Below are 18162 nucleotides of genomic sequence, written 5' to 3'. Positions count from 1 at the left end.
AAGTGCCTGACGCCGGCGCTATCTGGCGCCCGCGCCGGCAGCGTAAGCACCAAGCCGTCTCCGGAAACGCGCGGCTGTCGCGCTGTGCCGGGCTGGACGGGCGTGCTTCAGCATGCCGATTGATTCTATTGAGCTTTTCGGGTTCAGGCTAGAGCAGGCCAGCGAAATCGCGTTCGCCCAAAAGCGCTAGTCCGGGCTGCGGGCGGTTGCGTGGCGGGCAGTCTTTACCCGCCGCCGCAGCCGTTCCAGCGCCAGATACACGATCGGCGTCGTATACAGGGTCAGGAACTGGCTGATCATCAGTCCGCCGACGATGGCGATGCCCAGCGGACGGCGCAGCTCCGAGCCCTCGCCCATGCCCAGCACCAGGGGCAGGGCGCCCAGCAGGCCGGCCAGGTTGGTCATGACGATGGGGCGCAGGCGCAGCATGGCGGCCCGGTGGATGGCCTGTTCGGGCGTCAGGTTTTCCCGCCGTTCCAGGCTGATGGCGAAGTCGATCATCAGGATCGCGTTTTTCATGACGATGCCCACCAGCAGGAACAGGCCAAGCAGCGCGATCAGGGTGAATTCGATGCCCGCCAGCCGCAGCGCCAGCAGCGCGCCCACGCCGGCGGACGGCAGGGTGGACAGGATGGTCAGGGGATGCAGCGGGCTTTCGTACAGGATGCCCAGCACCAGGTAGATGGCGATCAGCACCGCCAGGATCAGCCAGGGCTGGTCCTGCAGGCTCTGCTGGAAGTTGCGCGCGTCGCCGCCCAGCCGCGTCTGGATGTGGGACGGCACCATCAGCTTGGCCATGGCGGCGTCGATGGCGGCCAGGCCCTGTTCCAGCGACACGCCGGGCGCCAGTGAAAAGCCCACCCACACGGACGCGAACAGGCCTTCGTGGAACACCCGGTCGTTGACGAGTCCGTTGTCGTAGGTCGCGAACGCGGTCAGCGGCACGCGGTTGCCGTCGGCCGCCACCACGTACACCTGTTCCAGCACCTCGGGGTCCTCGGTGTAGCGCGGATCCAGTTCCAGCACCACGCGATACTGGTTCATGGCGTCGTACAGAGTGGCCACCTGGCGCTGGCTGAACGAATTGCTCAGCACGCTGCTGATGGTGTCCATGTCCACGCCCAGGCGCTGGGCGGCGCTGCGGTCGATGTCGATGACGACCTGCTGCGTGGCGCCGTCGCCCTGGGCGTCCACGTCGCGCAGTTCGGGGATGTCCTGCATGGCCTTGGAGATCTTGCGCGACCATTCCCGCAGCGACGGGACGTCGCTGGCCATGATGGCCAGTTCGTGGTCGCCCGAATTGCCGAAGCCGCCGGGCATGCGCAGGTCCTGGTCCACGTTCAGGAAGAACATGCCGCCCGGCACCGCCGGCGCGTTCGTGCGCAGCCAGTTGATGACTTCCGTGGAGGATTCCCCGCGTTCGGCGGCGGGCTTCAGGCGGATCAGGAACAGCGAATTGCTGATGCCCAGGCCGCCGCCGTTGTAGCCGATCACGTCCTGCACGGCCGGGTGCTTCAGCACCAGTTGGCGGTATTGGTTGATCTTGGGCTGCATGACCTGGAACGAAAAGCCGTCGTCGCCGCGCACGAAGCCCATCAGTTGCCCCGTGTCCTGCACGGGCAGGAAGCCCTTGGGGGCTTGCACATACAGATAGACATTCAGGCCGACCACGCCGGCCAGCAGCAGCAGCGTCAGGCGGGCGTGGCCCAGCACGCGGGCCAGCGACGCGCCGTACCACTCGTGCACGCGGGCGAAGGCGGCCCGCATGCGCGAAGGCGGGGGCGGGGCAGCGGCCGCCGCGGTAGCGGCCGCCGTGTGCCCGGCCGGCTTGAGCCAGCGGGCGCACAAGGCGGGGATGATGGCCACCGACACCACCAGTGAAATCACGGTGGCGGCCACCAGCGTGATCGAAAACTCGCGGAATAGCCGCTCGACCAGCCCGCCCATGAACAGGATGGAAACGAACACCACGCTCAGCGCCAGGGTCATGGCGACCAGGGTGAAGCCCACTTCGCGCACGCCGCGCAAGGCGGCCCGGGCGGGCGTCAGGCCGCGCTCGATGTGGCGGGAGATGTTCTCGAGCACCACGATTGCGTCGTCCACCACCAGCCCGGCCGCCACGATCAGGGCCATCAGCGACAGGTTGTTCAGCGAAAAGCCCCAGGCGTACATGACGGCGAAGGTGGCGATCAGGCAGACCGGGATGGCGACGCTGGGAATCGCGGCGGCCCGGGCGTTGCCCAGGAACAGCCAGACGACCAGGATCACCAGCCCGGCCGCCAGCGCCAGCGTGATGTGCGCTTCGCGCAGCGTGGCCTTGATGCCGGGCGAGCGGTCCAGCGCCACGGTCAGGTCGACGTCGGCGGGCATCAGCGCGCGCAGGCCGGGCAGGGCCTGGTTGATGGCGGCGATGGTCTCGATGATGTTGGAGCCTGGCTGGCGGCTGATGGTCAGCACCACGGCCGGGTTGCGGTTGTGAAAGCCGCTGCTGTAGCGGTTTTCCACCGAATCGCTTACGCGCGCCACCTGCGACAGCCGGATCACCGCGCCGTCCTTGTAGCGCACGATCAGGCTGTTGTAGTCGTGCGCGCTGCGCGGCTGTTCCGGCGTGCCGACCTCCCAGCGCCGGCCTTCCGAGTCGAACTGGCCCTGCGGCCCCATGGGCGCGGCGTCGGAGATCGCCTGGCGCACGTCGTCCAGCGCCACGCCGTAGTGCGCCAGCGCGTTGGGATTGACCTGCACCCGCACGGCGGGCAGCGAGCTGCCGCCCAGGGTCACTTCGCCCACGCCGCTGATCTGCGAGATCTTCTGCGCCAGCACCGTCGACGCAATGTCGTAGAGCTGGCCGGCGGGCCGGGTGCCGGAACTGATCGCCAGCGCCATGATGGGCGCCTGCGAAGGATTGACCTTGCGGTAGCTGGGGTTGCCGGGCATGCCGGCGGGCAATTCCGCGCGGGCGGCGTTGATCGCGGCCTGCACGTCGCGCGCGGCTTCGTTGATGTCGCGGTCCAGGTCGAACTGCAACTGCACCCGCGTCGCGCCCTGGTTGCTGGACGAAGTCATGGAACTGACGCCCGCGATGGCGCCCAGCGCGCGTTCCAGCGGCGCTGCCACCGTGCTGGCCATGCTTTCCGGGCTGGCGCCGGGCAGGTCGGCCCGCACCTCGATGGTGGGAAAGTCCACCTGGGGCAGCGGCGCCACCGGCAGCAGGCGCCACGCCACAGCGCCCAGCAGGGTCAGCGCCAGCGCCAGGAAAATGCAGGCGACGGGCCGGTGCAGCAGGGCCCGGATCATCGTGCCGGGCCTTCAGCGCCGGGCGCGTTCGCAGGGGCGGCGCGCCGCTGTCCCAGGCGATGGAAGAACAGATAGACGGCGGGGGTAGTGAACAGCGTCAGCACCTGGCTTACCAGCAGCCCGCCGACCATGACCCAGCCTAGCGGCTGGCGCAGTTCGGCGCCAGAGCCCGTCGCCAGCATCAGCGGCAGCGCGCCGAACAGCGCGGCCAGCGTGGTCATCAGGATGGGGCGCAGGCGCAGCAGCGCGGCCTCGCGGATGGCGTCCCGCGGCGACAGGCCGCGCGTGCGCTCGGCCTCCAGCGCAAAGTCCACCATCATGATGCCGTTCTTCTTGACCAGCCCGATCAGCAAAATGATGCCGATGACGGCGATCAGGTCCAGCGGCCGGCCGGTAAGCAGCAGCGCCAGCAGCGCGCCGACCGTGGCCGAGGGCAGGGTGGACAGGATGGTGACGGGATGGATGGCGCTTTCGTACAGCATGCCGAGCACCAGGTACATGGTGACCACGGCGGCCAGCATCAGCCACAGCGTGTTGGACAGCGATGCCTGGAACGCCGAGGCCGCGCCCTGCAGCCGCAATTCGACGCTCTCGGGCATGCCGATGGCCTGACGGGCAGCCTCGATGGCGGCGATGGCCTCGCCCAGCGAGCCGCCGGGCGGCAGGTTGAACGACAGGTTCACTGCGGGGAATTGCGACAGGTGGTTGACCGCCAGCGGGACCGCGCGCTCGCTGACCGTGGCCAGGGCCGACAGGGGGATCGCCTGCCCGTCCGCGGTCTGCAGATGGATGCGTTCCAGCGCGTCGGGACTCATGGCCAGGGTCCGGTCCACTTCCAGCACCACGCGGTACTGGTTCGACTGCGTGAACAGGGTGGCGACCTGGCGCTGGCCGAAGGCGTTGTACAGCGTCTGCGCCACGTCGTCCATGGTCACGCCCAGGCGCGCAGCGGCGTCGCGCGACACTTCCAGGTAGGCCTGACGGCCGTCGCCCTGCAGGTCGGACGATATATCGGCCAGTTCCGGGGCTTGCGCCAGGCGCTGCATCAGCTCGCCGGTCCAGCGCGACAGCAGCGCGCTGTCGGGCGAGGTCAGGCTGAACTGGTACTGGCCGCGGCTGACGCGGTCTTCGATATTGAGTTCCTGCACAGGCTGCAGGTACAGCGAAATGCCCTGCACCTCGCGGGCCCGCGCATCCAGCCGCGCCATGATGTCCGCCAGCGGCGCGCTGCGCTCGCCCCAGGGCTTCAGGTTGATGAGCAGGCGGCCGGTGTTCAGCGTGGCGTTCATGCCGTCGATGCCGATGAAGGATGACAGGCTGGCCACGTCGGGATCGGCCAGCAGGCTTTGGGCCACCGCCTGCTGGCGGCGCGACATGGCGTCGAACGACGTGCTTTGCGACGACTGGGTCACGCCCTGCAGCACGCCGCCGTCCTGCGCCGGGAAGAAGCCCTTGGGCACCGCCAGGTACAGCAGGCCGGTCAGCGCCACGGTCGCCAGCATCGCCAGCAGGGTCAGGCGCTGGTGGCGCAGCGTCACGTCAAGCCAGCCGGCGTAGCGGGCCTGCACGCGGTCCAGCAGGCCCGGTTTGGACGGCGCATGCGCCGGCAGCAGCCGCGCGCACATCATGGGGGTGAGGGTCAGCGACACGGCCAGCGATATCAGGATGGCGACGGCTAGCGTCACGGCGAACTCGCGGAACAGCCGGCCCACCACGTCTTCCATGAACAGCAGTGGGATCAGCACCGCGATCAGCGACAGGGTCAGCGACACCAGCGTGAAGCCGATCTGGCCCGCGCCCTTGAGCGCCGCGGACATGGGGCTATGGCCTTGTTCGCGGTAGCGGGCAATGTTCTCCAGCATGACGATGGCGTCGTCCACCACGAAGCCCGCGCCGATGGTCAGCGCCATCAGCGTGAGGTTGTTGGTGGAAAACCCGGCCAGGTGCATGAAGCCGAAGGTGCCGATCAGGGATAGCGGCACGGCCAGGCTGGGGATCAGGGTGGCGGGCAGGTTGCGCAGGAACAGGAACGTCACCAGCACCACCAGACCCACGGCGAAGGCCAGTTCCCACTGCACCCCGCGCACCGACGCGCGGATGCTTTCGGTGCGGTCGGTCAGGATGCGCACCTGTGCAGCGGCGGGCAGGCTGGCCGTCAGCTGGGGCAGCAGCGCCTTGACCTGGTCGGCCACCGCGATGACGTTGGCGCCCGGCTGGCGCTGGATGTTCACCAGCACGGCGGGCTGCTTGTCGACCCACGCGGCCAGGTAGCGGTCTTCGGCCCCGTCCTCCACCGTGGCGATCTGCCCCAGCCGCACCGGCGCGCCATTCTTCCAGGCCACGATCAGTTCGCGGTATTCCGCGGCGCTCTGGAGCTGGTCATTGGCGTCCATGATGACGGAACGCACCGGACCATCGAAGCTGCCCTTGGGCTGGTTGGAGTTCGCCTTGGCGATGGCCTCCTGCACGTCGGACAGCTGCAGCCCGCGCGCGGCCAGCGCCATCGGGTTGACCTGCACGCGCACGGCGGGCCGCTGGCCGCCGGCCAGGCTGACCATGCCGACGCCCGACAGCTGCGACAGCCGCTGGGTCATGCGCGTGTCGACCAGGTCGTAGACCGTGGGCAAGGGCAGGGAATCCGACGTTACGGCCAGCGTCAGGATGGGCACGTCCGCCGGATTGACCTTGCGGTAGACGGGCGGGGTGGGCAGGTCGTTGGGCAGCAGCGAATCGCTGGCGCTGATGGCGGCCTGGACCTCCTGTTCGGCCACGCCCAGCGGCACGTCCAGCGCGAACTGCAGCGTGATGACCGAGATGCCGCTGCCGCTGGTGGAAGACATCTGCTTCAGGCCGGGAATCTGTCCGAAGCGCCGCTCCAGCGGGGCGGTCACGGCGCGCGCGGTCACGTTGGGGCTGGCGCCCGGGTACTGCGTGGTCACCTGGATGATGGGGTAATCGACCTGCGGCAGCGCCGCCACGGGCAGCATGCGCCATGCCAGGATGCCGGACAGCAGCAGGGCGATCATCAGGAATGACGTGGCGACCGGACGCAGGATGAAGGGGCGTGACAGGCTCATGCTGAATTCCTTTGGATGCCGGCGCTAGCCTTGCTGGTCGACGATCTGCACGTCGCGTCCGTCGTGCAGGCGGTCCACGCCTTCCACGACCACGCGCTCGTCCTGGGCCAGGCCGGCCAGCACCACAATGCGTCCGGCGTTGGCCGGGCCCAGCTGCAGGACGCGGCGGGCCGCCCGCGCATCCTTGTCGATCACGAATACGAAGGCGCCCTCCGAGCCGTACTGCACGGCGGCGGTCGGAATGGTCACGACGTTGTCCTGCTGCACCACGGCCAGCCGGATGTTCACAAACTGGTTGGGAAACAGCGATTCGTCGGCATTGTCGAAGCGGGCCCGCAGGCGCACGGTGCCGCTGGCGGCCTGGATGCGGTTGTCCAGCGCTTCCAGCGTGCCCTCGGCCAGGACGCGGCGGTCTTCGGCGTCCCACGCCTGCACGCGCAGCACGGGATTCCTGGCCTGGGCCTGGCGCAGGATGTCCAGCCGGGTCTCGGAAATGCTGAAGAGGGCCGAGATGGGCTTGGTCTGCACCAGCGTGGTCAGGCCGTTGGCGTCGTCCGCGCGCACGTGATTGCCGGCGTCGATGCGGCGCAGCCCGATCCGGCCCGCGTGCGGCGCGACGATGCGGGTGTGGTCCAGCAGGCGCCTGGCGTCGGCCACCTGCGCCAGGTTTCTCTGCCGCTGCGCGGCGTACATGCGCGCCTGGGCCTCGGCGGTATCCAGTTGCTGGCCGGCCACGGCTTCCTGCCGCGCCAGCTTGCGGTAGCGCTGCAGGTCGGCCTGCGCGTTGTCCAGCAGCGCCTGGGTCTGCGCCAGTTCGCCTTCGGCGGAGGCCAGCGCGGCCAGGTAGGGACGAGGATCAATCTCCGCCAGCAGTTGGCCCCGGGCGACGGCCTGGCCCTCGGTGTAGTGCAGTCTGAGCAGTTCGCCATCGACTTGGCTGCGCAGGGTTACTTGCGCCAGCGGCGTGATGGTGCCCAGGGCGTGCAGATCGCGCTGCAGCGGACCGGTGCGCGCGGCGGCGACGCTCACGGCGACAGGGATCTTCCCGTAATTGGGCGGGGGCGGAACGGCGGGACCCTTATCGCCCGCCAGCCAGACAGCCGTACCGACCAGGAGGGCCAGCGCCAGGACGGCGCCGATCAGGATCAGGCGTTTGCGTGAGGGGGTGGGACCCGCAAGGGAGCGCAGGAACATCGGGGCTGCCAGGCGAGGGGATAGCGGACAGCCGAGATTCTATATTAATAATAATGATTAGCGTTATTGAAAGGAATTTTCAAGAAGGGTTTGCGCGTATCGTTTAGAGTGGCGGCTGTTTTTAATACCTGGTTTAGCAAGGAGTGGGTCATGGGTGAATCTTCCCTGGAAAGTCCGCAGGAGCTGTTCGAGCGGCTGCAGGCAAGGATCGAGGCCGAACGCGCCCGGCTGGCGGGCTGGCAGGCAATCGAAGCCGACTACCAGCGCAAGTACACGCAGGACCTGCGACCGCTCGAAGAAAAGCTGAATTCGCTGCGCTACAAGCTGGTGCTGTGCTTTGACCACGCCTACAAGAACATGGGCCTGTCCAAGGCCGAACGCCAGTTCGTGTCCGAGCTGGTCACGGAATTCTCGGAAGAATTGCTGGGGTTGGGCGCCAAGAGCGACCTGCCTGCCGGCTGCGACGCCGCGCGGCTGAAAACCCTGTACAAGAAGCACGGCGGTTCCGATTACGACGCGGATGTCGCTGAAGACACCGAAGAGGCGAAGGCGTATCTGGCCGAGGCTCTGGAACTGGACGCCGGCGAGCTGGGCGCTTACACGCCGATCCAGCTGCTGCAGCTCATCTCTGACCAGTTCGAAGACGAAGAGGCCGAAGAACTGCTGGAAGAGGCGCGGCAGGCCCTGCGCCCGGCCGTGACGAACGAAGCGGCGTGGCAGGCGCTGCAGGACGCCGAACGCGAGCGCCTGGCCGAGTCCGCGCGGGATCCGGCGCTACAGACCGCCGTGGCGGCCGAAGGGCTGAGCGGCGACGCGCTGGACAAGGCCAACGCCGTCCTGGCCAGGCAGCTCGACGAAGTCCTGGCCCAGGCCAGCCATGCGGAAGAAGGCTTCAAGCTGCGCTATGACCTGGACCCGTTCGCGTCATTCGACCCGGAGACGGTGATCGAGGAACTGGACGCCGATATCGTCGACATCCAGGAATACATCCGCGAACTCGAACACGAGGTGATGCAGTTTTCGGATGAGTCCCTGCTCAAGGCCTGGCTCAAGGCGATGCGCCGGGAAGTGGCGTCGATTGAACGCCGGGAAGGGCGGGGCTGAAGCTTTTAGGGGCCGGCCGCGCTTGCGCGGCCGGTGTCAGAGACCCGGGGAACGCGCTTTTCCCGCAAGGCATCAGCCGTTGCAGTCGGCCCAGCAATTAGGCGTTTCGTACAGGCGCACGCGCGTCAGGCGCAGGTCCGCGCCGTAATGGCCGTGGTAATGCGGCGCCAGCGTTTCGAAGACGATGGCGGCCAGGTTTTCCGCCGTGGGAATGCGGTCCAGCACGACGGTCTTGTGGCCGGGCAGGCTGTCCAGGAAGCCGCGCACGGCGGCGTCGCCTTCAAACACCAGGAACGCGTGGTCCCAGACGTCCACGATGTGGGTCTTGGCGATGTGCTTGATCTCGGAGAAGTCCATCAGCATGCCGTTGTCGGACTCGCCGGCGGCCTGCACGATGTCGCCGGTCAGGGTGATCTCCAGCACGTAGCGGTGGCCATGCAGATTGCGGCACTGGCTGCGGTGATCGGGGATGCGGTGGCCGGCGTCGAACTCGAGCCTGCGGGTCACGGAAATCATCGTGCGCTCCGCAAGGCGTGGGGGTAAATCATGGAATGCCTATGTATTTGTGGGTCTGCAGGCTAAGCCGCCATTGCGGATGCTGCATACAGTACTGGACGGCCTGTTCGGTGTTGGCCGCGCGTGCCGGGCCGTCCATGGGTTGCAGGAAGAAGTGCTCGAAATCCAGCCCCGCGAACGTTTCGGGCAGCGCGTTGAGCTGCGGGTAGACCAGCTTGAGCTCGTTGCCGCGTTCGATCACGACCGGCGCCGTGCCCTTGGGGCTGACGCAGATCCAGTCTATGCCCGCCGGCGGCTTGATCGTGCCGTTGGTTTCGATGGCAACAGTGAAGCCGCGGGCGTGGATGGCGGCCAGGAGCGGCGCATCCAGCTGCAGCAGCGGTTCGCCGCCGGTGAACACCACGTAGCGGTTTTCTAGGCCCGGGCCCCAGGCCGCTGCGATGGCGTCGGCCAGCAGTTCGGCCGAAGCGAACTTGCCGCCGCCGTCGCCGTCGGTGCCGATGAAATCGGTGTCGCAGAACGTGCAGGCGGCGCTGGCGCGGTCGCTTTCGCGGCCGGTCCAGAGATTACAGCCCGCGAACCGGCAGAACACCGCCGCGCGGCCTGCGTGGGCGCCTTCGCCTTGCAGGGTCTTGAAGATTTCTTTGGCGGAGTAGGTCATAGGAGAGCGGGCGGCAGGGCGCCGCGCATTTCGAGCAAAAGCGCACTATTTTACTTGGCGCGGCGGATATGCGCCTAAAGACCCCGCGGGCAGGCGGTATTGGCGGGGCCGAGGCTTCGATTCGGCCGGTCTGTCGGGCCGTGCAGGAAGCGTGGCGGCCCTGTAGACTTCCCGCCTATGTTTCACATCCAAGATTCTCTTTACGTCGACGAGCGCGACCTGACGTTCACCATGATCCGCGCCCAGGGCGCCGGCGGGCAGAACGTCAACAAGGTGTCCAGCGCCGTCCACCTGCGCTTCGACGTGCGCGCGTCCAGCCTGCCGCCAGAGGTCCAGGACGCGCTGTGCGCCGTGAATGACCACCGCATCTCGAAAGAGGGCGTGATCGTCATCAAGTCGCAGTCGTTCCGCAGCCAGGAAAAGAACCGCGCCGAAGCCATCGAACGCCTGCTCGCCATGGTGCGGTCCGCGATCCAGGTCGACAAGCCGCGCCGCCCGACCAAGCCCACCCGATCCTCGCAGCGCCGCCGCGTGCAGCGCAAGGTGCAGCACGGCGAGGTCAAGCGCCTGCGCGGCCGCGTGCAGGGCGACTGATGGCGGACGCGCGCCGCCGCCACCTGTTCACGCTGGCCGCCGTGTTCGCGGTCATCTGGATCGCGCTGGCGATCAATCCGCACGACCGCGCGGACTGGGCGCTGGAAAACGCGCTGGTGCTGGCCTTTGGCGGCGCGCTGTTTTTCACGCGGCGCTGGTTCGTCTTTTCGCGCGTGTCCTACACGCTGATCTTCCTGTACCTGTGCCTGCACGCCATCGGCGCGCACTACACCTATTCCCTGGTGCCCTATGACGACTGGTGGCGCGCCTTGACCGGGCGCAGCCTGAACAGCCTGCTGGGCTGGGAGCGCAACAACTTCGACCGCGTCGTGCACTTTTCCTACGGATTGCTGCTGGCCTATCCCATCCGCGAGATCTTCCTGCGGGTGGCCGAGGTGCGCGGCTTCTGGGCCTACTTCCTGCCCATGGACGTGACCCTGTCCACGTCCGCGCTGTACGAACTGATGGAGTGGGGCGCCGCCGAGTTCTTCGGCGGCGAACTGGGCGCGGCCTACCTGGGCACGCAGGGCGACATCTGGGACGCGCAGAAGGACATGGCGCTGGCAGGGCTGGGGGCGGTCATCGCCATGGCCGTGACCGCGCTGGTCAACCGCAAGGCGCGGCGGGACCTGGCCCGGGACTGGGCGGACAGCCTCAAACCGGGGCAGCGGCGGGACCGATAGCCCCAAAACCCGCGGGGGCATAAGGATATATCGGATAAATCCGATATATGATTCGATAAATTGCGATATACCGATATGAACGCAGCTTCCTCATCCCCCGATCAGACGGGCGCGCAACCCGATATTGACGCCGACGCCATCCTCAAGGCGCTGGCCAATCCGGTGCGCCGCGACATCCTGGCCTGGCTGAAGACGCCGCACGCGTTTTTCGAGGAACGTCCGGGGCACACCTTTGAGCATGGGGTGTGCGCGGGCCACATCGACGACCGCTGCGGCCTGTCCCAGTCGACCGTGTCCTCGCACCTGGCCGTCTTGCAGCGCGCGGGCCTGATCTCGACCACGAAGGTGGGGCAGTGGGTGTTCTTCCGTCGCAATGAACCCGTGATTGCCGCATTTTTGCGGCAGTTGAATCAGGACATGTAGCTGCCTGCCTGACCCGCCATGCGCCCCGTTGCCCGGGGCGAAAGGATTTTGCATGAACCCCCTGTTTGAACCCCTGAAGGTCGGCGACCTGACCCTGCGCAACCGCGTCGTCATGGCGCCCCTGACCCGCCAGCGCGCCAGCGCCGGCCGCGTGCCCAACGACCTGATGGTCGAGTACTACACCCAGCGCGCCGGCGCCGGCATGATCCTCACGGAAGCCACGGCGGTCACGCCCCAGGGCGTCGGCTATGCCGACACCCCGGGCCTGTGGTCGCCCGAGCAGGTCAAGGGCTGGCGCAAGGTCACCTCCGCCGTCCACGACAAGGGCAGCCTGATCGTGGCGCAGCTCTGGCATGTGGGCCGGATTTCGGACCCGATCTTTCTGGATGGCGAGCTGCCCGTCGCGCCCAGCGCCATCGCCGCCCAGGGCCACGTCAGCCACGTGCGCCCCAAGCGCGCCTATGTGACGCCCCGCGCGCTGGAAACGGCCGAGATCCCCGGCGTGGTCGAGGCCTACCGCCACGGCGCGCAGATGGCAATGGAAGCCGGCTTTGACGGCGTCGAAGTGCATGCCGCCAACGGCTATCTGCTGGACCAGTTCCTGCAGGACAGCACCAATCACCGCAGCGACCAGTACGGCGGTTCGCTGGAAAACCGGGCGCGCCTGCTGCTGGAAGTGGTCGACGCCTGCGTGTCGGTCTGGGGCGCGGGCCGCGTGGGCGTGCACCTGTCGCCGCGCGGCGACATCCACACCATGGGCGACTCGGATCTGGCTGGCACCTTCAGCTACGTCGCGCGGGAACTCGGCAAGCGCGGCATCGCCTTTCTGTGCGTGCGTGAGCGCGAAGGCGCAGACAGCCTGGGGCCGGCGCTGAAGGCCGAATTCGGCGGCGTCTACATCGCCAACGAAGGCTACACGCGGGAATCCGCCGAGGCCGCCGTGGCCGCGGGCAAGGCCGATGCAGTGGCGTTCGGCGTGCCGTACATCGCCACCCCGGACCTGGCCGAGCGGCTGCATCGCAACGCGCCGCTGAACACGCCGAATCCGGCGACGTTCTACGCTTCGGGCGCGCAAGGCTATACGGACTACCCGGCGCTGGGATAGGTGAACAAGCCGAAGTGCGCCGCGTTCAGGCCCAGGTGGGCCAGCACCGCGGCGCCCAGCCCGCCGTAGCGGTAGGCGGCGCCGTAGGCCGCGCCCGCCAGGCCGGCCAGCAGCATCCATTGCCAGCCGCCCGCGTAATGGGCCAGTCCGAACAGCACGGCTGACACCGCCAGCGCCGCCCAGGCGCCCCAGGCGCGGCTGCGCCAGCAATCAGCCAGCCGCTGCTGCACATAGCCGCGGAACAGCGCCTCTTCCGCCAACGTGACCAGCAGGGCATTGTTGAGCAGCCAGATCCAGCCGGACGCCGGCCATTTGGGCGCCCATTCCACCACCCCCATCGCCAGCGCGGCGCCCAGGCATGCCGCCACCGCGGCCGCGCACGCGAGCAGCGCGGCGAACAGGGTGGTGCACAGACGGGCCGCCGCCATCGGCGGCGCCAGCGCCAGCACGACCCAGAACGCGACCAGCGGCTTGTCCAGATTCAGGTACATGCCGAAAGGCGCCGCGCCGGGACTCAGGGGCGCGGGCGCGATCACCTGCGGATTGTGGAAACCGGGCAGCAGATGCAGGAAGAGCAGCGCGGCAAGAACGAGAAACAGGGTGTGCCCTGCGGCGTTGCCCAGGGCTTGCGTTCGGCGGCGGACCAGCGCCGCCGCCAGCGCCAGCAATGCGGGCCAGGCCAGCGCGACCGGGTCGATCACGCCATCGGCCAGGGCCCAGGCCCAGGCGGCCGCCAAAGGCGCAAGCGCCCAGCGGCGGGTGGCGGGCGGCCACAACATGGCGGCGGCCAGGAACAGGGCGGACCAGGGCAGGTAGTGCGGCATGGGCGGCAAGGGTGGCGACGCAAAGCGCAGAGTGTAAGCGCCTCGCTGCGGCGCGACCGCATCAAGCAAGGTGTTTCAGCCAGCGCGCCTAGGCGGGGGCTTTCCCTGCGCCGGCTTTCGGGCGACCATGCGGCTGCGGCGGCGCATGCCCCGCGCATCCGGCGGGCCGCGGCCCGCCCGCACAGGAGCCAGGAATGAAGACAATCGCGTGGCTGATGCTTGCGGCGGCGCTGCTGCCATTCGTATCGACGATCGTGGCCAAGGCCGGCGGCAGCCGGTTCGACAACAATGACCCGCGCGCATGGCTATCGCGCCAGGAGGGCTGGCGCGCGCGGGCCAACGCGGCGCAGGCCAACACCTTCGAGGCGCTGCCGTTCTTCTTCGCCGCCGTGCTGTTTGCGCTTTACAACCAGGCGCCCGCTGCGCACGTCGCGACCCTCATGGCCTGCTGGCTGGGCACGCGGCTAGGGTATCTGGCCATGTACCTGGCGAACTGGGGCGCGCTGCGCTCGCTGGTCTGGACGGCCGGAATGGGCTTCGTGATCGCGATCCTGTTCGCCGGTCTCTGATTCCGGCCCCCGGATTGCTTCAGCCCTGACCACGCCGGGCGGCCCGCTTCACTTCCATTCGAACATGGCGCGCGCGGTGCCGCTGCTTTGCACGGCCACGTCGCGTTCCTGCGCCTTGCCGTCGAAGGTCGCGGATATTTTGTAGTTGCCCGCCGGCAGCTTCACCAGCATGTAAGGGCCTTCGGCCGTGGTCTGCAGCACCGGCTTGCCCTGCGCGTCGCGGATGACGACGGCGACGTCGGCCACGTAATCGGCCTTGCCGCCGCGCTGCGCGGCGAATGTGAGCGCCAATGGATAGTTGCTGGCCGCGGCCTTCATGGCTTCGGATTCGTCCAGGCCGATGCCGCCGCTGACATACTCCACCGATCCCTGATGCTTGACCGGCGGCATGCCGGCCTGCGCCGTCGACAGCACGCCGGCGATGGCCATGCTGCCCAGGGCCATGGCCGCGGCCATCGTGCAGCGTTCGATTCGCTTATTCATGGAATTCTCCTTACCAGGCGTACGCCCGGGGCCCACTAAGTCGGCCCTACGCGGACGATAGCAACCCGTTCGATCCGCGCGCGGGAGCGAAGTTCGCGTCCGTGCGCCTCGGAAATCAACCGGTTGTTTCAGGCGCCTTGGGCAGGATATCGCCGCCGTCCGATGCGCGCCAGGAAAACGTCAGCCGGCTTTCGCCGCTGACAGCGCCGTCCGGGGCGAAACGCCTTTCATGCAGCTCGCCGGCGCCGCCGTCGTGCAGCGCCATGATGCTGGAGCTGCGGGTGCCGTAGTCGGGGCTGACGATGAAGGGGCTGCTCAGCAGACGCTCGCGGTCCAGGGGCAGGCCGGTGGCGGGCAGGTCGGCGTCGTCCGCAGGGTTGCGGTCGGCCAGCGCCGCGTACAGGGCGGGCAGATCCGGCTGCGGACGGCCTCGCAGCACCGCCGTGAACGCCGCCTTGGTGCGCGCCAGCTTGGGCCAGGGCGTGTCCAGCAGATGGTTGGACAGCGCGTAGACGCCCGGCGCCAGCGCGCGCGGGCCGCCGTCGCGGTTGCTCAGGTACCAGGCCTGCCGGATGTCGCCCACGATCAGGTTGAAGCCGTTATAGGCCTGGTCCACGCGATGCACATCCGCCAGGTAGTCCGCCGGCGCCATGGCGCCGCGCAGGAAGTCCTCGACCAGCGCGCCGCGCGACGGCGCATCGTCCAGGTGCCTGCCGGGTTCGCGGAAATTGGTCACCAGCGCGTAGCGCCCCTGGGCGGTCACGCCCATCCAGGTGCCGCCCGCCTGGCCGTCGCGGCCCGCGTAGACCGAGGCCGCGTCGGCCCATTGCACGGCCGGCAGGGTGGGGCGCCGGTGGAATTCGTCGCGATTGGCGGCGATCAGTACGGGGATGCCCGGGAGGGCATGCAGGGCCAGTACGGCAAGACACATGGTTCAGACCTGGTGAAGGGTGGAGGTGGCGGCGCGACCCGGCGCCGCCGTGAAATCAGGGCCGGCAAGCACGGCGCGCAGGGATTCGATCTCGGCGGCCACGTCCTGCAGCGCGGGAGCCGGGGCGGCGATGGCGTCCGTCTGCACGGGCACGCCCTGGTCGACCGCCTGGGCGATGCCGCTCAGCGCGGCGGCCAGTTGCGCCACCTGCGCCGGGGCCGGGGCCGCCTGGCCGGCCGGTATCGACCAGGCCGTGTCCGATATCGCATTGGCCACGCGTTCCAGCGCCACTTCGACCGGCCACCACGCCAGCGCGCGGCGGCTGACCAGCCGGGGTTCGGACAGCCCGCGCTGCAGGGCGATGCGCAGGTCGGACAGGCGGGCGTAGGCCTGGACGCGCAGGACGTGCCGCTTGGCGGGATCGGCCTGGAAGACGGTATTCAGGTAGGCCGCCAGCGTGGTCATAGCGGCGGATACGGCGTGGTCCAGGTTGTTGCGCTCGATGCGTATCCAGGGCAGGTAGCCCACGAATAGCACGATGGCCGCCGCGACCCCCACGTCGACCAGGCGGGCCAGCGCGATGGGCCAGCTGCCCGGCTGCAGGGCGCCGATCAGCAGCATCAGGATGGGCAGCAGGATGGCCGAGAACAGGCCGTAGTTGCGGCGTATCGACCACGGCAGCAGCGCGGCTAGCGCGGCCACGGTGAGCAGGCTGGCGATGCCGCCGTTGTCCAGCGCCAGCACCGTGGCGCTGATCGCCACGCCCACGACGCTGCCCGCGCAGCTTTGCAGGGCGCGCGCGAAGACCGATCCGAAGTTGGGTTTGAAAATGACCACGACGATCAGCGGTACCCAATAGGACCGCGGCATGTCCGCCGCGCGCAGGGCGGCGATGTCGTCGCGCGCGTCCGGCTCGGCGTCGTTCTCCACCCGGTCGGCCAGGCGATTCATGACGCGGGCGCATTCGGCCGGCAGCACGCGTCCGGCCCGCGCCAGCGACAGCGCGGCGTTGGTCAGCGGCGTGCAGGCCTGCAACTGCGCCGCCAGACGCGCCAGCCGGGGCGACGGGCCGGCCGCCCGGCCGCGGGCGGCCAGGACGGCGTCGTAGGCGGCGGCCATGGCCGCTTCCATGTCGCGGCGCGCGGTCATGACGCGCGAGGTGCCGGTGGCCGCGAACATCGCGGCCAGCTTGCGGTAGGCCTGCGCGACGGCAGCGCGTTCGGGCGCGACCGGGTTGACGATCCAGCCGGACAGGGTCAGCGCCAGCCCGAACAGGCCGCCCGCGCCCACCAGCACCGGCGGCAGCCAGGCGGGCAGGGGCGAGGTCAGGCTGGAGCCGACGATCACGTAGGTGGCGAACTGCAGCGTGGCCACGGCGGCGATGTTGTTGAAGGTGCCGATCAGGCTGGCGGCCAGCACCAGCAGCATCATGGCCGCCGACGTCCATAGCCCGTGGCCCGCCGCCAGGTTGCCCAGCAGGTAGCCCAGCGCGCCGCCGAACACGGTGGATCCGATCGACAGCGCGCGGTTGCGGTAGGGGCCGCCGTTGTCGCCGGTGATGGCCGGCAGCGCGCCCAGCGCCACCAGCGCGGCGGCGGCGCTCTGGTCCAGGGCCAGCCCCGCGGCCGACGGCAGGCCGATGGCCAGCGCCGCGCGCAGCATCACCCAGGGATTCACGGGCGAGGGCTCCATGTGCGCCAGGCTCATCAGCCAGCGCATGTTGGAGGCGCGCGCGCCGCGGCTCAGCGATGGGCGGGACACGGTGGCCTCATGGGGCGGCGGTCAGGCCTTGATCAGCGGCGCTTCTTCGGGCGCGGCCAGGCGAAAGTAGTCTTCGGTGTTCAGCAGGATGGAAGCGTCCAGGCGCCCGGCGTTGAACACGATTTCGTCGTGGCGTTCGCGCAGGCTGGGGTCGACCAGCAGCGACAGGTCGGGATTGAAGCTGAAGGGCGGAATGGCGCCGATTTCGCAGCCGGTGAGCTCGCGCGCGAGGTCCTGCGACGCCAGGGACGCCTTCTTGCCGCCCGCGGCCCGCGCGATCGCGTCCAGGTCGGCCTGCTTGTCGGCCGGGAACACGGCAAGCACGTTCTTGCGCTGGTTCGACGAGATCTTGACGCGGCACACCAGCGCCTTGGCGCCCTGGCTGACTTCAGTGCCGCGTATGGCTGCGACTTCGACGGAACGGCCGGCGGCGACGTGTTCCAGCAGGCGGTAGCGGGCCTGGTTCTGGCTGAGCAGGGCTTGCAGGCGATCAAAGACTTCCATGGGGCAGCGGCGGGCGTAAGGGGGCGGGAGCCGGGAATCGGCCCCGTACGCGAAATGATACGCCCGCGCGCCCCGCTAGATATCGCCGGTGAAGGCGTAGCCCCAGCCCCAGACCGTGCGGATCGGCAGCTCGATGTTCAGGTCCTGCGCCTTGCGCCGCAGGCGGCTGACGACGACATCGGTGCGGCGCACGGATTCGCGCCCCGCTTGGGGGTCGATGCCCGGCGGGTCGCTGCGGGGCATCCGCTTGTCGGGCGAGCCGGTCAGCTTGAGCAGGAACTCCCGTTCCGCCTGCGTGAGCGACAGGCGTGCGCCCTGCGGGCTGAGCAGCGTCCACGCCGCATCCAGGAATTGCCATTTGCCGGTGGGCTCGCCGGCCGCAACGGGGGCGGCCGGCGCCCGCGGATCGGCGTCGGCCGCGCGGCGGCCGGCGGCCGGC

At 68.9% G+C, this 18162-nt stretch carries 17 protein-coding genes; 6 read left to right on the top strand and 11 right to left on the bottom strand.

Annotation, left to right across the window (positions count from 1 at the left end):
* Nucleotides 1–186: 186 nt before the first annotated feature.
* Genes KYC_RS11495 through KYC_RS11485 form a run of 3 tightly spaced genes read right to left on the bottom strand, consistent with a single transcriptional unit; the run spans nt 187 to nt 7565 of the window.
* A complete protein-coding gene (locus KYC_RS11495; RefSeq protein ID WP_008162216.1) occupies nt 187–3294 on the bottom strand; it encodes an efflux RND transporter permease subunit in 3108 nt (1035 codons plus the stop codon).
* Nucleotides 3291–6371 carry a multidrug efflux RND transporter permease subunit gene (locus KYC_RS11490; protein ID WP_008162215.1) on the bottom strand — a complete coding sequence of 1027 codons (3081 nt, stop codon included), beginning with the start codon at nt 6369–6371 and terminating at the stop codon, nt 3291–3293. The genes KYC_RS11495 and KYC_RS11490 overlap by 4 nt, the downstream gene beginning before the upstream one ends.
* 24 nt (nt 6372–6395) lie before the next feature.
* Nucleotides 6396–7565, bottom strand: a complete 1170-nt coding sequence (locus tag KYC_RS11485) for an efflux RND transporter periplasmic adaptor subunit (protein WP_008162212.1) — start codon at nt 7563–7565, stop codon at nt 6396–6398.
* A 150-nt stretch (nt 7566–7715) separates the two neighbouring features.
* Here KYC_RS11485 and KYC_RS11480 point away from each other — a divergent pair, with 150 nt between their 5' ends.
* Nucleotides 7716–8669, top strand: coding sequence for a hypothetical protein (locus tag KYC_RS11480; protein WP_008162206.1), 954 nt, complete (start codon nt 7716–7718; stop codon nt 8667–8669).
* 72 nt (nt 8670–8741) lie between these two features.
* Here KYC_RS11480 and queD read toward each other — a convergent pair whose 3' ends face one another.
* Nucleotides 8742–9185: a 6-carboxytetrahydropterin synthase QueD gene (gene queD, locus KYC_RS11475; protein WP_008162204.1), complete on the bottom strand. Its 444-nt coding sequence runs from the start codon at nt 9183–9185 to the stop codon at nt 8742–8744.
* 28 nt (nt 9186–9213) lie between these two features.
* Entirely contained in the window at nt 9214–9846 is a 633-nt protein-coding gene (gene queE, locus KYC_RS11470; RefSeq protein WP_008162202.1) for a 7-carboxy-7-deazaguanine synthase, read from the bottom strand.
* Between the two features lie 177 nt (nt 9847–10023).
* On the opposite strand from queE, the gene arfB reads away from it, so the two are divergent.
* From arfB to KYC_RS11450, 4 genes are all read left to right on the top strand, one after another.
* Nucleotides 10024–10440: an alternative ribosome rescue aminoacyl-tRNA hydrolase ArfB gene (gene arfB / locus KYC_RS11465; protein WP_008162200.1), complete on the top strand. Its 417-nt coding sequence runs from the start codon at nt 10024–10026 to the stop codon at nt 10438–10440.
* A complete protein-coding gene (locus tag KYC_RS11460; RefSeq protein WP_008162198.1) occupies nt 10440–11123 on the top strand; it encodes a DUF2238 domain-containing protein in 684 nt (227 codons plus the stop codon). Before arfB ends, KYC_RS11460 begins: the two co-directional genes overlap by 1 nt.
* A 75-nt stretch (nt 11124–11198) precedes the next feature.
* Nucleotides 11199–11546 carry an ArsR/SmtB family transcription factor gene (locus KYC_RS11455; RefSeq protein ID WP_008162192.1) on the top strand — a complete coding sequence of 116 codons (348 nt, stop codon included), beginning with the start codon at nt 11199–11201 and terminating at the stop codon, nt 11544–11546.
* 52 nt (nt 11547–11598) lie between these two features.
* Nucleotides 11599–12651, top strand: coding sequence for an alkene reductase (locus KYC_RS11450; RefSeq protein WP_008162190.1), 1053 nt, complete (start codon nt 11599–11601; stop codon nt 12649–12651).
* On the opposite strand, the gene KYC_RS11445 is transcribed toward KYC_RS11450, so the two are convergent.
* Nucleotides 12633–13475, bottom strand: coding sequence for a CPBP family intramembrane glutamic endopeptidase (locus tag KYC_RS11445; RefSeq protein ID WP_043518179.1), 843 nt, complete (start codon nt 13473–13475; stop codon nt 12633–12635). The two genes, KYC_RS11450 and KYC_RS11445, sit on opposite strands and share 19 nt — an antisense overlap.
* A 194-nt stretch (nt 13476–13669) precedes the next feature.
* Here KYC_RS11445 and KYC_RS11440 point away from each other — a divergent pair, with 194 nt between their 5' ends.
* Entirely contained in the window at nt 13670–14044 is a 375-nt protein-coding gene (locus KYC_RS11440) for an MAPEG family protein (RefSeq protein ID WP_008162187.1), read from the top strand.
* Nucleotides 14045–14092: 48 nt separating this feature from the next.
* Here KYC_RS11440 and KYC_RS11435 read toward each other — a convergent pair whose 3' ends face one another.
* The 5 genes from KYC_RS11435 to KYC_RS11415 all read right to left on the bottom strand — a co-directional run.
* Nucleotides 14093–14527: a carboxypeptidase-like regulatory domain-containing protein gene (locus tag KYC_RS11435; RefSeq protein ID WP_008162185.1), complete on the bottom strand. Its 435-nt coding sequence runs from the start codon at nt 14525–14527 to the stop codon at nt 14093–14095.
* 115 nt (nt 14528–14642) lie between these two features.
* Nucleotides 14643–15458, bottom strand: a complete 816-nt coding sequence (locus tag KYC_RS11430; protein ID WP_008162183.1) for an NRDE family protein — start codon at nt 15456–15458, stop codon at nt 14643–14645.
* Between the two features lie 3 nt (nt 15459–15461).
* Entirely contained in the window at nt 15462–17219 is a 1758-nt protein-coding gene (locus tag KYC_RS11425) for an FUSC family protein (protein WP_008162182.1), read from the bottom strand.
* Between the two features lie 21 nt (nt 17220–17240).
* Nucleotides 17241–17723, bottom strand: a complete 483-nt coding sequence (locus KYC_RS11420; RefSeq protein WP_008162180.1) for a YbaK/prolyl-tRNA synthetase associated domain-containing protein — start codon at nt 17721–17723, stop codon at nt 17241–17243.
* A 75-nt stretch (nt 17724–17798) separates the two neighbouring features.
* Nucleotides 17799–18162: helix-turn-helix domain-containing protein (locus KYC_RS11415; protein WP_008162178.1), on the bottom strand; the 364-nt coding region annotated here is incomplete at its 5' end.

Origin of the sequence: Achromobacter arsenitoxydans SY8 (assembly GCF_000236785.1) — a bacterium.
GTDB classification, from domain to species: domain Bacteria; phylum Pseudomonadota; class Gammaproteobacteria; order Burkholderiales; family Burkholderiaceae_B; genus Achromobacter; species Achromobacter arsenitoxydans.
The sequence above is the reverse complement of the archived record's forward strand: the minus strand, read 5'-3'. Positions and strand labels throughout refer to the sequence as shown.

What these genes read in the sequence shown, in the direction of transcription:
- KYC_RS11495 (WP_008162216.1), bottom strand. Translation starts at nt 3,294, where the DNA reads ATGATCCGGGCCCTGCTGCACCGGCCCGTCGCCTGCATTTTCCTGGCG.
- KYC_RS11490 (WP_008162215.1), bottom strand. Translation starts at nt 6,371, where the DNA reads ATGAGCCTGTCACGCCCCTTCATCCTGCGTCCGGTCGCCACGTCATTC.
- KYC_RS11485 (WP_008162212.1), bottom strand. Translation starts at nt 7,565, where the DNA reads ATGTTCCTGCGCTCCCTTGCGGGTCCCACCCCCTCACGCAAACGCCTG.
- KYC_RS11480 (WP_008162206.1), top strand. Translation starts at nt 7,716, where the DNA reads ATGGGTGAATCTTCCCTGGAAAGTCCGCAGGAGCTGTTCGAGCGGCTG.
- queD (WP_008162204.1), bottom strand. Translation starts at nt 9,185, where the DNA reads ATGATTTCCGTGACCCGCAGGCTCGAGTTCGACGCCGGCCACCGCATC.
- queE (WP_008162202.1), bottom strand. Translation starts at nt 9,846, where the DNA reads ATGACCTACTCCGCCAAAGAAATCTTCAAGACCCTGCAAGGCGAAGGC.
- arfB (WP_008162200.1), top strand. Translation starts at nt 10,024, where the DNA reads ATGTTTCACATCCAAGATTCTCTTTACGTCGACGAGCGCGACCTGACG.
- KYC_RS11460 (WP_008162198.1), top strand. Translation starts at nt 10,440, where the DNA reads ATGGCGGACGCGCGCCGCCGCCACCTGTTCACGCTGGCCGCCGTGTTC.
- KYC_RS11455 (WP_008162192.1), top strand. Translation starts at nt 11,199, where the DNA reads ATGAACGCAGCTTCCTCATCCCCCGATCAGACGGGCGCGCAACCCGAT.
- KYC_RS11450 (WP_008162190.1), top strand. Translation starts at nt 11,599, where the DNA reads ATGAACCCCCTGTTTGAACCCCTGAAGGTCGGCGACCTGACCCTGCGC.
- KYC_RS11445 (WP_043518179.1), bottom strand. Translation starts at nt 13,475, where the DNA reads ATGCCGCACTACCTGCCCTGGTCCGCCCTGTTCCTGGCCGCCGCCATG.
- KYC_RS11440 (WP_008162187.1), top strand. Translation starts at nt 13,670, where the DNA reads ATGAAGACAATCGCGTGGCTGATGCTTGCGGCGGCGCTGCTGCCATTC.
- KYC_RS11435 (WP_008162185.1), bottom strand. Translation starts at nt 14,527, where the DNA reads ATGAATAAGCGAATCGAACGCTGCACGATGGCCGCGGCCATGGCCCTG.
- KYC_RS11430 (WP_008162183.1), bottom strand. Translation starts at nt 15,458, where the DNA reads ATGTGTCTTGCCGTACTGGCCCTGCATGCCCTCCCGGGCATCCCCGTA.
- KYC_RS11420 (WP_008162180.1), bottom strand. Translation starts at nt 17,723, where the DNA reads ATGGAAGTCTTTGATCGCCTGCAAGCCCTGCTCAGCCAGAACCAGGCC.